Source organism: Aquabacterium sp. (genome assembly GCF_021768455.1).
Taxonomy (GTDB): domain Bacteria; phylum Pseudomonadota; class Gammaproteobacteria; order Burkholderiales; family Burkholderiaceae_C; genus Aquabacterium.
In genome coordinates this window covers 1-12,330 of the sequence record NZ_JAIZVX010000129.1, presented here as the reverse complement: position 1 = coordinate 12,330, position 12,330 = coordinate 1, and the positions used below count along the sequence as shown (strand labels likewise).

At 67.5% G+C, this 12,330-nt stretch carries 11 protein-coding genes; 4 read left to right on the top strand and 7 right to left on the bottom strand.

The window, feature by feature from the left end; all coding sequences use genetic code 11:
- Positions 1-43: 43 nt before the first annotated feature.
- Complete coding sequence (locus QZ994_RS15290) at positions 44-859, bottom strand: GntR family transcriptional regulator (protein WP_290873499.1); 816 nt, start codon at positions 857-859, stop codon at positions 44-46.
- A 158-nt stretch (positions 860-1,017) separates the two neighbouring features.
- Here QZ994_RS15290 and uraH point away from each other — a divergent pair, with 158 nt between their 5' ends.
- The 3 genes from uraH to QZ994_RS15275 all read left to right on the top strand — a co-directional run bounded on the left by uraH (position 1,018) and on the right by QZ994_RS15275 (position 2,950).
- On the top strand, positions 1,018-1,431 hold the full coding sequence (gene uraH / locus QZ994_RS15285; protein WP_290873496.1) for a hydroxyisourate hydrolase: 414 nt from the start codon (positions 1,018-1,020) through the stop codon (positions 1,429-1,431).
- A 9-nt stretch (positions 1,432-1,440) separates the two neighbouring features.
- Positions 1,441-2,685 carry a urate hydroxylase PuuD gene (locus tag QZ994_RS15280; RefSeq protein WP_290873493.1) on the top strand — a complete coding sequence of 415 codons (1,245 nt, stop codon included), beginning with the start codon at positions 1,441-1,443 and terminating at the stop codon, positions 2,683-2,685.
- 109 nt (positions 2,686-2,794) lie between these two features.
- Positions 2,795-2,950: a hypothetical protein gene (locus QZ994_RS15275; protein ID WP_290873490.1), complete on the top strand. Its 156-nt coding sequence runs from the start codon at positions 2,795-2,797 to the stop codon at positions 2,948-2,950.
- A 109-nt stretch (positions 2,951-3,059) separates the two neighbouring features.
- Here QZ994_RS15275 and QZ994_RS15270 read toward each other — a convergent pair whose 3' ends face one another.
- From QZ994_RS15270 to xdhA, 6 genes are all read right to left on the bottom strand, one after another.
- Complete coding sequence (locus QZ994_RS15270; RefSeq protein ID WP_290873487.1) at positions 3,060-4,070, bottom strand: inorganic phosphate transporter; 1,011 nt, start codon at positions 4,068-4,070, stop codon at positions 3,060-3,062.
- Positions 4,071-4,085: 15 nt separating this feature from the next.
- A complete protein-coding gene (locus tag QZ994_RS15265; RefSeq protein ID WP_290873485.1) occupies positions 4,086-4,733 on the bottom strand; it encodes a DUF47 domain-containing protein in 648 nt (215 codons plus the stop codon).
- Between the two features lie 127 nt (positions 4,734-4,860).
- Positions 4,861-6,318: an 8-oxoguanine deaminase gene (locus QZ994_RS15260; protein ID WP_290873482.1), complete on the bottom strand. Its 1,458-nt coding sequence runs from the start codon at positions 6,316-6,318 to the stop codon at positions 4,861-4,863.
- Between the two features lie 40 nt (positions 6,319-6,358).
- The gene (gene xdhC, locus QZ994_RS15255; protein ID WP_290873479.1) at positions 6,359-7,267 is read right to left on the bottom strand and encodes a xanthine dehydrogenase accessory protein XdhC; all 909 of its coding nucleotides are present in this window, start codon (positions 7,265-7,267) and stop codon (positions 6,359-6,361) included.
- A 16-nt stretch (positions 7,268-7,283) separates the two neighbouring features.
- The gene (xdhB, locus tag QZ994_RS15250) at positions 7,284-9,644 is read right to left on the bottom strand and encodes a xanthine dehydrogenase molybdopterin binding subunit (protein ID WP_290873476.1); all 2,361 of its coding nucleotides are present in this window, start codon (positions 9,642-9,644) and stop codon (positions 7,284-7,286) included.
- 16 nt (positions 9,645-9,660) lie between these two features.
- Positions 9,661-11,187: a xanthine dehydrogenase small subunit gene (gene xdhA / locus QZ994_RS15245; RefSeq protein ID WP_290873473.1), complete on the bottom strand. Its 1,527-nt coding sequence runs from the start codon at positions 11,185-11,187 to the stop codon at positions 9,661-9,663.
- Positions 11,188-11,306: 119 nt separating this feature from the next.
- Here xdhA and QZ994_RS15240 point away from each other — a divergent pair, with 119 nt between their 5' ends.
- Positions 11,307-12,311 (top strand): LysR family transcriptional regulator, encoded by a 1,005-nt coding sequence (locus QZ994_RS15240; protein ID WP_290873470.1) that lies wholly within the window; start codon positions 11,307-11,309, stop codon positions 12,309-12,311.
- The last annotated feature ends 19 nt before the right edge of the window (positions 12,312-12,330 follow it).

Sequence of the window (12,330 nt, the reverse complement as noted above, 5' to 3'; positions counted from 1 at the left end):
CTCGTCGGGTGCGCAGGGTTCTGGGGGATGGGGCCGGTGAAGCTCAGCCCAGGAGGGTGTCGAGCGAGACCCCGGGCGCGCGGGGGCGCTCGGTGAGCTGCCGCTCGACGGTCAGCAGGTGGGCATCGACCAGGGCCGCGGCCAGGTCGGCGTCGCGGGCTTCGATGGCCTTGAGGATGTCGACGTGTTCGTCGTGCGAGGTCTCGGCGTCGTCGGCCGACTGGTACATCAGCGTGATCAGCGAGCAGCGCGAGACCAGCTCCTGGATCAGCCCGACCAGCACCTGGTTGCCCAGCACCTGGGCCAGCACCACATGGAAGTCGAACAGCAGCTTGGAGCGGGTGGGCACGTCGATGCGCTTGACGGCATCTCGCTCGGCCTTGATGTGGGCCTTGAGCTGTCTGATGTCGGCCGAGGTGACCCGCGAAATGAGTTCGCGCAGCATCTGCCCTTCGACCATGCGGCGCACCGCAAACACTTCCCGCGCTTCGGTGATGGACGGGGCGGCCACGAAGGCGCCGCGGGCGGGCTCGAGCTTGACCAGCTTGAGTTCGCTCAGGCGGTTGAAGGCCTGCCTCACGATGGTGCGCGACACGCCGAAGCGATCGGCGATTTTTTGCTCCACCAGCTTGGCCCCAGGCAGCAGGCGGTGTTCGACGATGGCACGCGTCACGGCCGAGACGATGTGCTCGGTGCTGGAACCTTCGGCCTCGGGGCCGAGTGGCTCGCCCGTCGGGATGGCGTCGGCGTCGGCCTTTTTCAAGGGCGCGCGTCGGGCAGGCGCTTGCTCGCGCTCGGGCAGGGCCTCGTTGGCGGCGCTGTCGTGCGGGAAGGCAAGGGTCTTGCGTGTGGCGCTCATCGTGGTTAAAGTGTATACAGTTTTGTGAAACTTCTGCAAGGGCCTTGTGGCCCACATCATGGCCTGACGATGGTAACGATCCGCGCTCTGCGGCCCAGCGTCAAGGCCCGCGATTTGCATGAGCACCATGAGGCACACACCGTGCCAGGACCGACCCGATGAGCGACACCCTGATCCCCCCGGCCGCCGGCCGCCTGACCACCCATGTGCTGGACACCGTGCATGGCACGCCCGCTGCCGGCATGAAGGTGGACCTCTATGTGCGCCACAGCCCGACCGAGCCGTCGCAGGAAAGCGGCGCTGACGGCCGCTGGCAACTGCTGCGCACCGTGGTCACCAATGCCGATGGCCGCGTTGATGGCCCCTTGCTGGCCGGCGAGGATTTCAAGCCCGCCCATTACCGCCTGGTGTTCGATGTGGCCCCCTATTTCGCGGCCAAGAGCGCCGTGCAGGCCGACCCGCCGTTCCTGACCCAGGTGCCGCTGGATTTCAACATTGCCAACGCCCAGGCCCATTACCACGTGCCCTTGCTGGTCAGCCCCTGGGCCTACTCCACCTACCGCGGCAGCTGAGGCAAGAAGATGGATTTCTCTCCTGTGCTGGCCTACGCCTTCGACTGGTTGAACCTGCTGTTGCGCTGGGCACACGTCATCGTGGCCATCGCCTGGATCGGGTCTTCGTTCTACTTCGTCTGGCTCGACAACACCCTCACACCGCCTGAAGACAAGGCCTTGCGCGACAAGGGCGTGGGCGGCGAACTCTGGGCCGTGCACGGCGGTGGTTTCTACAACCCGCAGAAGTACGCGGGCGTGCCGCCCAAGCTGCCGGCGCACCTGCACTGGTTTTACTGGGAAAGCTATTCCACCTGGCTCACGGGCTTTGCGCTGTTCACGGCGCTCTACCTGTTCAACGCGGGCACCTTCCTGATCGACAAGACGGTGCACGACTGGCCGCCTGTGGCAGCGATCCATGCGGCGCTGGGCTTCCTGGTGGGGTTCTGGCTCATCTACGACGTGATCTGCCGCACCCTGGGCAAGGGCAAGCATGGTGATGCCATCGTGGGGGCCTGCATCTTTGCCGTGGTGGTGTTCGCATCCTGGCTGGCATGTCAGCTCTTTGCGGGCCGTGCGGCCTTCCTGCTGGTGGGCGCGATGATGGCCACGAGCATGAGCGCCAACGTGTTCTTCTGGATCATTCCGGGGCAGCGCAAGGTGATCGCGTCGATGAAGGCCGGTGAGCCGGTTGATCCGGTGCACGGCCAGCGTGGCAAGCAGCGCAGCGTGCACAACACCTACTTCACCTTGCCCGTGCTGTTTGCCATGCTCAGCAACCACTATGGCTGGGCCTATGGCCACCCGCAGAACTGGCTGGTGCTGGTGCTGATCATGGTTGCGGGCGCACTGATCCGGCAGTTTTTCGTGCTGCGCCACAAAACCGAGGTGGCAGGCAAGCCGGCCCCCTGGGCTTGGGCGGTGGCAGGTGTGGCCGTGTTGCTGGGCGTGATCGTCTGGCTGGCGCCCCAGCCTCAGCCACGCCAGGCCGCGGTCCCCAGCGAGACGCCCGCTCAGCTGTTCACCCAGGCCCAGGCGGTGGTGCAGCAGCGCTGCGTGCTCTGTCACAACGCCCAGTTGGCCAACAAGGGGGTGATGCTGCACACGCCCGATCTGTTGCAATCGCATGCGCAGCAGGTCTACCAGCAGGCCGTGGTGCTCAAGGCCATGCCCATGAACAACGCCACCCAGATCACCGAGGCCGAACGTGCCTTGCTGGGCCGCTGGTTCCAGTCGACACAGGCCGGTCAGGCCGGGCCCAAGTCCTCCCCCTAAGTTCCCAGGCTCCAGGCGCCTTCTTAGGGATGGGGCCTGGGCGGTGGCGCGCCAAGAATGGGTTCACCAGCCCGATGCTGGTCACCCTTTCACGCACTGGAGCCCCACCATGAAGCACACCACCCGCCTTGCCCTGATCGCTGCCCTGACTGCCTGCGTGGCCACCGCCCCCGGCAGTGCCATGGCCATGGGCATGAAGAACGCCCCCTGCGATTCGCTGATGGACTGCGTCTACACCGCGGTCTGGTATTACTTCTACCGCTGAACAAGCACCGGCTTTGCCATGAAAAAGGCCTCCCGGGTCTGGCGTCTGGCGCCGGCCCGGGAGGCCTTTGGTGTCGTGGTGCGCAGGGGGAGGCCCTGCGTACATTTGGTCAGAACAGATGCAGGCTGATCCAGTAGGCGAGGCCGGCCACGAAGGCCGACGCCGGGATGGTCAGGATCCAGGCCCACACGATGTTGCCCGCCACACCCCAGCGCACGGCCGAAGCCCGCTGCACCGAGCCCACGCCGACGATGGCGCCGGTGATGGTGTGCGTGGTCGAGACCGGCACGCCCAGTGCCGTGGCGATGAAGAGCGTCAGCGCGCCACCGGTTTCGGCGCAGAAGCCGCCCACGGGCTTGAGCTTGGTGATCTTCTGACCCATGGTCTTGACGATGCGCCAGCCACCAAACATGGTGCCCGCACCGATGGCCATGTAGCACAGCACGATGGCCCAGGTGGGCGGTGCCTTGTCGGCCGTCGAGGCGTAGCCGGTCGAGATCAGCAGCATCCAGATGATGCCGATGGTCTTCTGCGCGTCGTTGCCACCGTGGCCAAGGCTGTAGGCGCCGGCCGAGACCAGCTGCAGGCGACGGAACCAGCGGTCGACCTTGGAGGGCGTGGTGCGCCGGAAGATCCAGGCCACGATCACCATCATCAGCGAGCCGAGGGTGTAGCCCAGCAGCGGAGAGACGAAAATGAAGGTGACCGTACGGATGATGCCGGTGGCCGCGAGGGCGTCGGCCCCGGCCTTGGCGATCACCGCGCCGACGATGCCCCCGATCAGCGCGTGCGACGAGCTGCTGGGGATGCCGTAGTACCAGGTGATCAGGTTCCAGGTGATGGCACCCGAAAGCGCCCCGAAGACCACGTGCACATCGACCACCCCCGGGTCGGCGATGCCCTTGCCCACCGTGGCCGCCACGCTGAGGTGGAAGACAAAGATGGCAACGAAGTTGAAGAAGGCGGCGAACACCACGGCCTGAGCCGGGCGCAGCACGCCGGTCGACACGACCGTGGCGATGGAGTTGGCCGCGTCATGGAAGCCGTTCATGAAGTCGAACAGCAGCGCGAGCGCGACCAGGAGAACGATGACCCACAGGGCCACCTGCATGCTAGCCATGGTTGTGCGCCCCGATCAGGAGTTCTCGAGGATCACGCCCTCGATCAGCTTGGCCACGTCTTCGCACTTGTCGGTGACGGTCTCGAGCAGCTCGTAGATGGCCTTGAGCTTGATCACTTCGCGCACATCGGGCTCTTCGCGGAACAGCTTGCTCATGGCAGAGCGCATCACGCGGTCGGCGTCGCTCTCGAGCTGGTCGATCTCTTCGCAGGTCTTCAGTGCAGCGGCAGCCGTTTCGGGATCGCCGATGTCGTGCAGCAGGGCCACGGCGTCCTTCAGGCGCTCGACGCTCTTGACGCACAGGTCGGTCAGGCGAACGATTTCGTCCGTCATGCGGCGCACGTCGTACAGGGCCATCGTTTCGGCCGCGTCCTGCATCATGTCGGCCACGTCGTCCATCGTGTTGATCAGCGAGTGGATCTGCTCGCGGTCGATCGGTGTGATGAAGGTGGTGTGCAGCAGGCGGTTGACTTCTTTGGTGATCTGGTCAGCGGCGCTTTCGGCGGTGTCCACGTCCTGGTTGTACTTGTCGCGCAGCACCGGGTCGTTGTAGTGCTTGACCAGGTTGGCGAAGGCATGGGCCGCTTCCACAATGTGGTTGGCGTGCTCGTTGAACAGTTCAAAAAAATTGCCCTCACGGGGCAGAAGTTTTCCAAAGAACATGACTGTTGTTGTGTCAAAGCAATGACACGTTCGTGACGGTGGCGGGATTTTAGCCGTCAGCGGCGTGACCATGGGCCGAATGGCCCATGGTGTGCTGACGCCGAGGCAGATTCCTGGCGTGAAGCGTTCAAATTGACGCCGACGAGGCCAGCTGACGTGCCAGGGTGTTGTGCCGCTCGACCAGCGGCCCCAGGTCGACCGTGGTGAGCCGTCCGTGGTCGGCCACGACACGGCCGTTGACGAGGGTCCAGGCCGTGGGTTCGCCGTGGCACATCAGCAGGGCTGCAACCGGGTCGTGCACGGCGGCCCCGGCCATGCCCAGGGTGCGCAGGTCGAAGATGGCGAGGTCGGCGGCAAAGCCGGGCGCGATCTGACCGATGTCGTCTCGGCCCAGGACTGCGGCGCCACCGCGGGTCGCGACCTTGAGGGCATCGCGCGCGCTCATGTCGGACGGTCCGTGGTCGCAGCCAAACTGGGGACGGCCATCCGGCCCGATGCGGGGTGATTCAAGGCTGCGACCCACGCGCGCCAGCAGCATGGCCTGCCGGGCTTCGGCCAGCAGGTGGCCGGCGTCGTTGCTTGCCGAGCCATCGACGCCCAGGCCCACGGGCACGCCCGCGTTCAGCATGCGGCGCACGGGTGCGATGCCCGAGGCCAGGCGCATGTTGCTGCAAGGGCAGTGGGCCACGCCGGTGCGGGTGGCGGCGAAGCGGCCAATGCCGTGCTCGTCGAGCTTGACGCAGTGCGCGTGCCAGACGTCGTTACCCAGCCAGCCCAGCGATTCGGCGTACTCGGTCGGCGTCTTGTTGAAGCGCGCGCGGCTGTAGGCGATGTCGTGGTCGTTTTCGGCCAGGTGGGTGTGCAGGCGGATGCCGCGGCGGTAGCTGCGTGCCAGGTTGGCCGATTCGCGCATGAGCTCGGGGCTCACCGAAAACGGCGAGCACGGCGCCAGGGCGATGCGCACCATGGCATGGCGGGATTCGTCGTGGAAGGCCTCGATCAGGCGCTGCGAGTCGGCCAGGATGGCGGCTTCCTGCTCGACCAGGCTGTCTGGCGGCAGGCCGCCTGCGCTCTCGCCCACGCTCATGGAGCCCCGGCTGGCGTGGAAGCGCATGCCGATCTCGCGCGCGGCGTGGATGCTGTCGTCCAGCTGGACGCCATTGGGGTAGATGTAGAGGTGGTCGCTGCTGGTGGTGCAGCCGCTCACCAGGAGTTCGGCCATGGCCACCTGGGTGGACACGCGCACCATTTCGGGTGTGAGACCGCCCCAGATCGGGTAGAGCGTGCGCAGCCAGCCGAAGAGCTCGGCGTTTTGCGCCGCCGGGATGGCCCGGGTCAGGCTCTGGTACATGTGGTGGTGGGTGTTCACCAGGCCGGGGATGACGACGTGGCCGCGCGCATCGATCGTGTGCTGGGCCTGGGCCAGCAGCGCGGGGTCGAGGCTGGCCGTGGGGCCGCAGGCGATGATCTCCGTGCCTCGGATCAGCACGCTGGCCTGTTGCCATTCGGTGCCGGCGTCGTCCATGGTGGCGACGCAGTCGGCGTCCTTGATCAGCAGGGTGGGGGCGTTGGAGGGCGTGGCCACGGTGGCTTTCAGAGAGGGGCTTGGGTGCGGGGCAGAGGGGTCAGACACCCTGCGCGGGACAGTGCTGGAGCAGTTGCGCCATCACCGAGATGGCGATGACGGCCGGCTCCTTGCCCGGCAGATCGGGCAGGCCGATGGGGCACTGGAGGCGGGCCAGGGTGGTGTCGTCGATGCCTTGGGCTTCGAGGCGGTGGAAGAACTTGGCCCGCTTGGTCTGAGAGCCGATCATGCCCGCGAAGTGGAAGTCGCCCCGGCGCAGCACGGCTTGCACGATGCGCAGGTCCAGGTCGTGGCGGTGGGTCAGCACCAGGTGGCAGGCGCCTGGAGGGGCATCGGCCACTTCCTGGTCGGCGGCATCGGTGGGCAGCCAGGTGATGTGCGGTGGCAGGCCGGCCAGCATGGCGGCATCCGGCAGGCCGGGGGCCGCACGCTGGCGGTCCGGCGCCAGGGCGCTGGCCGGTGCGCCCTGCATGAAGGCATCGAGTTCCTCGGCGCGTTCGTCGATCCAGCGCACCGTGCAGTCCAGATCGGCCAGCAGCTTGACCAGGGCCTGGCCCACGTGGCCGGCGCCATGCAGTTCCAGGTGGAAGCGTGGCGCAGGCAGGAGCCAGGCCTGCAGGGCGGCAGCGTTCAGTGCCGCGAAGTGCAGGGTCACGACGCCGCCACAGCACTGGCCCAGGGTGGGGCCCAAGGGAAAGGGCTGAGACCAGGCCCGGGTGGCCAGACCGGCCTCGGTCAAGGCCTGGCGAGCCAGGGTGATGGCCTGCCATTCGAGGTGGCCGCCACCGATGGTGCCGTTCACCTCGTCCTGTGCGACCAACATGCGCGTGCCGGTGCCGCGGGGCGTCGAGCCCTTGATGTCGCCCACGGTGACGACGAAGGCCGGGCGTGCCGCGGCCAGCCATTGCTGGGCGGTGGCGTGCACGGCGCGGGCGGTGAGGCTGCTCATGGTGAAGGGGAGGGGCTCAGGGGGCCAGGGTGGTTTGGACGGCGTCCACCGCATCTAGGATGGCTTCGGGCGTGGCGGGCGCGCGCAGCGGCGGGTTGACGCGGTGGCCGCCGACCGCCGAGATCGCATCCCGGATGGCCAGGAAGACCGAGAAGGGGTGCAGCAACGGAGGCTCTCCGACGGCTTTGGAGCGGTAGATGGTGTCCTCCACATTGCGGTTGTCGAACAGCCTCACGGTGAAGGCCTCGGGCACGTCGCTGGCCGTGGGGATCTTGTAGGTGGAGGGGGCGTGCGTCATGAGCTTGCCTGTTTGCGGGTGCCAGTACAGCTCTTCGCTGGTCAGCCAGCCCATGCCCTGCACGAAGGCGCCTTCCACCTGGCCGATGTCGAGTGCCGGGTTGATGGACTGCCCGGCGTCGTGCAGCACGTCGGCGCGCAGCAGCTTCCATTCGCCGGTGAGCGTGTCGACCAGCACCTCGCTCACGGCCGCACCGTAGGCAAAGTAGTAGAAGGGCCGGCCGGTCATGGCGGTGCGGTCCCAGTGGAGTTTGGGCGTGGCGTAGAAACCGTCGGACCACAGCTGGATGCGGGCCATGTAGGCGTCCATCACCACGTCTTCGAAGCGCAGGGTCTCGTTGCCAGCGTGCACGAGGTCGGCCTCGAAGCGCACGGCCTCGGGCGTGACGCCATGCTTCATCGCCAGGCGGGCGGCCAGCCGCTCCTTGATCTGGCGGGCGGCATCGGCCGCGGCCTTGCCGTTGAGGTCGGATCCGGTGGAGGCCGCCGTGGCCGAGGTGTTGGCCACCTTCGAGGTGTCGGTTGCGGTGACGCGCACGCGGCCCAGGCTCACGCCCAGGGTGTGCGCCACCATCTGCGCCACCTTGGTGTTCAGGCCCTGGCCCATTTCGGTGCCGCCATGGTTCACGAGGACGCTGCCGTCGTTGTAGACGTGCACCAGCGCGCCGGCCTGGTTGAGGTGCACCACGTTGAAGGAGATCCCGAACTTCAGGGGCGTGAGCGCCAGGCCCTTCTTCAGCACGGGGCTGCTGGCGTTGAACGCCGCCACGGCGCTGCGACGTGCGTGGTACTGGCTGCTTTCGACCAGTTCGTTGATCAGCGGGCGCAGCACGTTGTCTTCCACCTGCTGGCCGTAGGGGGTGGTGTCGTTCTGGCCGATGCCATAGAGGTTGGCCAGGCGCACCTCGAGCGGGTCCTTGCCCAGGCTGCGGGCGATGTCATCGAGGATGACCTCGATGGCCAGGGCACCTTGCGGCCCCCCGAAGCCGCGGAAAGCGGTGTTGCTTTGCGTGTTGGTGCGGGCGCAGTAGCCGTTCAGGTCGACATGGGGCAGCCAGTAGGCGTTGTCGAAGTGGCACAGGGCGCGGGTCATGACGGGCGCAGACAGGTCTGCCGAGAAGCCGCAGCGCGAGACCATGTCGACCTTGGCGGCCAGCACGCGGCCCTCGGCATCGTGGGCGACGTCCCAGTCGTGCACGAAGCAGTGGCGGCGGCCGGTGACCATGAAGTCGTCGTCGCGGTCCAGGCGCAGCTTGACCGGGCGCTTGAACAGGCGCGCCGAGATGGCGGCCACGCAGGCAAACAGGCCGGATTGCGATTCCTTGCCTCCAAAGCCGCCCCCCATGCGGCGGCACTCGACGAGCACCTGGTGCGCATGTACGCCCAGCACGTGGGCCACGGCGTGCTGCATCTCGCTGGGGTGCTGGGTGGAGCAGTGCACCAGCATGCCGCCATCCTCCTTGGGGATGGCGTAGGAGATCTGGCCTTCGAGGTAGAACTGTTCTTGTCCACCCAGCTGGAAGTGGCCCTGGGCCCGGTGGGGCGCGGCGGCCAGGGCGGCATCGGCATCGCCCCGGGCCAGGCGCATGGGGGGCACAACGTAGGCGCCCGCCGCGTGGGCCGCTTCCGGCGTGAGCAGCGCGGGCAGCGGGTCGATCTGCAGGAATTCCCTGGCGCGTGCCGCGACGCGGCGGGCCGTTTCACGGCTGGCCGACAGCACGGCAAAGACGGGTTGCCCCAGGTAGTGCACGGTGCCATCGGCCAGCACGGGGTCGTCGTGCACGATGGGGCCGCAGTCGTTCACGCCTGGGATGTCGGCCGCGGTGACGATGCCCGCAACGCCGGGCAGGGCCTTGAGCGCAGCCACGTCGATGCCACGCAGGGTGCCGTGCGCCACGGGCGAGAGGCCCAGGGCGCAGTGCAGGGTGCCGGCCAGTTCGGGCAGGTCGTCGATGTAGGTGGCGGTCCCGGCCACGTGCAGGTGGGCGGACTCGTGTTTGTGAGAGGCGCCCGCCACACCAGGGGTGGTACGGGTGTGGGCAGCAGCGGAGGTCAGGAAAGCGTCGGCGGCCTGGTTCATGGTGTGCGCTCCGGGTTCACGCCGTGGCGGGCCAGACATGGACCTGGCTGGCGGGCAGGGGGGATTGCGGGCGGGTCTCGAGCCAGAAGCGCTCGAGCAGGTTGGCGGCCACCTTGAGGCGGTAGCCCTGGGTGGCGCGCAGGTCGCTCAGGGGCTGGAAGTCCTGGGCCAGCGCGGCCTGAGCCTGGCGCAGGGTGGCCTCGTTCCACGCTTGGCCGATCAGGGCGGCTTCGGTGGCGGCGGCGCGTCGGGCGGTGCCGGCCATGCCGCCCCAGCCCAGCCGCGCTGCGGTGATGGTGTCGCCATCGAGCTGGATCATCAGACCGGCGCACAGGGCCGAGATGTCGCTGTCTCGCCGCTTCGAAATCTTGTAGGCCCGGAAGACCTCACCCTGCGCCACTTTGGGCAAGGGCACACGGATGGCCTGGAGGAACTCGCCTGGCGCCAGCGCGTTCTTCATGTAATCCAGGTAGAAGGCCGACAGCGGCATCTCCCGCGTGACCGAGCCCTGCCGCAGGACAACCGCAGCGCCCAGGGCCAGCAGGATGGGTGCGCTGTCGCCAATGGGCGAGCCATTGGCCACGTTGCCGCCCATGGTGCCGGCGTGGCGCACCGGGGGCGAGGCAAAGCGCAGCCAGATTTCCTTCAATGCGGGCACGTGCTGGCTCAGGGCCGACCAGGCAGCCTCCAGCGTGGCGCCGGCGCCGATCTCGATGCCTTCGGGCGCGCCAGAGGAGCCTCCCCATGGGGTGATGGCCTGCAGGGCGCTCACGCGGCCCAGGTAGACGATGTCGCCCAGGGGCTTGAACTGTTTGGTGACCCACAGGCCCACATCGGTGCTGCCGGCCAGCAGGCGGGCCTGAGGCAGTTGCTGGCGCAGGCTGGCCAGTTCGTCCAGCGTGCGCGGCGCGTGAAAACGGGCGGTCTGGCCCGGCGCCGCAGGGTCCGGGCCTTCGTAGACCAGGGGGGCATCGGTGTCGGCCAGTTGCTTCAGCAGGGCCAGCACGGGCAGGGGATCGAGCGCCACGCGTGGGGCCTCGTACATCTGCGCGCCGGCATCGAGGATGGGGCGGTAGCCCGTGCAGCGGCACAGGTTGCCCGAGAGCGCATCGGCCAGGTCGCTGCGGGGCAGGGCGTGGGGGTGCTGTTCGTAGCTGTGCCACAGCGACATCACGAAGCCCGGCGTGCAGAAGCCGCACTGCGAGCCGTGGCAATCGACCAGGGCCTGCTGACAGGGGTGCAAGGCCCCGCCGTTCAGGGCGGGCAGATCCTCGACGGTGAACAAGGCCTTGCCATCGAGTGTGGGGAGGAACTGGATGCAGGCGTTCACCGTGCGCCGCTGCAGGGCGCCGCTGGCATCGGCCTCGGCCACCACGACGGTGCAGGCCCCGCAATCGCCCTCGGCACACCCCTCCTTGGTGCCGGTGCAGTGCGCGTGTTCACGCAGCCATTGCAGCACGGTGGTGGTGGGCGGCAGGCCGCTGACCTGCTGGACCTGCCCCTGGTGGACAAAGTGAATGGGGCGCGCAGGGGCTTGGCTCATGGGTGGGGGCTCCGACATCGATGGAAACGCACTGCTTGGTCTGCAGAACGGCACGAGGGTAGCGCTTGTGCATGCAAGCGGTATACCATCTTGTTTATAAGCAAGATCACATCTGCCGTATGACCCAGAGCGCGCTTTTCGACAAGATTGACCTCTCTCTCATCCGTGTCTTGCATACCGTGATTTCCGAATGCAGCGTCTCCCGGGCGGCCATCCGCCTGCAAACCAGCCAGCCCGCCGTCAGCGCCCAGTTGCGCCGCCTGCGCGAGCTGACGGGGGACCCATTGCTGGTGCGATCCGGCCAAGGCATGGCCCCCACCGACGTGGCGCTCAACCTCCTGGCCCCGGCCGCGGCCATCCTGCAGCATGCGCAAAGCATGTTCGGGCACAAGAGCGCCGTGCGCGGCTTTGACGCAGCCAAGGCCGAACTGACCTTCCGCATCGCCACCACCGATTACCTCGACCCCTTCTTCCTGCCCGAACTGACCTTGCACTTGCGCCGTCTGGCGCCTCTGGTCAAAGTGGAGGTGGTGCAACTCACCACCGACCTCGATTACCGGCGCAGCCTCGCCAGTGGCGACATCGACCTGGTCATCGGCAACTGGCTGGCCCCTTCCGATGAATTGCACCTGGGCCGCCTGCTGACCGACGAAGTGGTCTGCCTGGTCTCGGAAGACCACCCCGCTGCCCGCCTGCCCAAGGAAGGCAAGCGCGCCTGGACGGTGGCCCAGTACCTGGACGCCGAGCACATCGTGCCGCCGCCCTTGCACCCCGGTGCCCTGGGCATCATCGAAGAACACCTGGCCAAAAAAGGGCTGGAGCGCCGCATCGTCGTGCGCAGCCCTCACTTCTCGCAGCTGCCCTACATGGTGGCAGGCTCCTTGCTGGTGCTGACCACGAGCAAGCGCTTCTGCGAGCGTTATGTGAAGCAGTACCGCGTCAAGATGATCCGCTGCCCAGTGAGCTTCCCGGCCATGAACTACTACCAGCTCTGGCACGACCTCACCCACCAATCGGCCGCCAGCCGCTGGCTGCGCGAACAGGTGCGCGAGGTGGTGCGGGGCCTTCAGCAGGTGCGCCCGCCATTGCGTAACGAGGCCAGCCCCCCGGCCATGCCTCACTGACACGCACTGCCCCCCACCT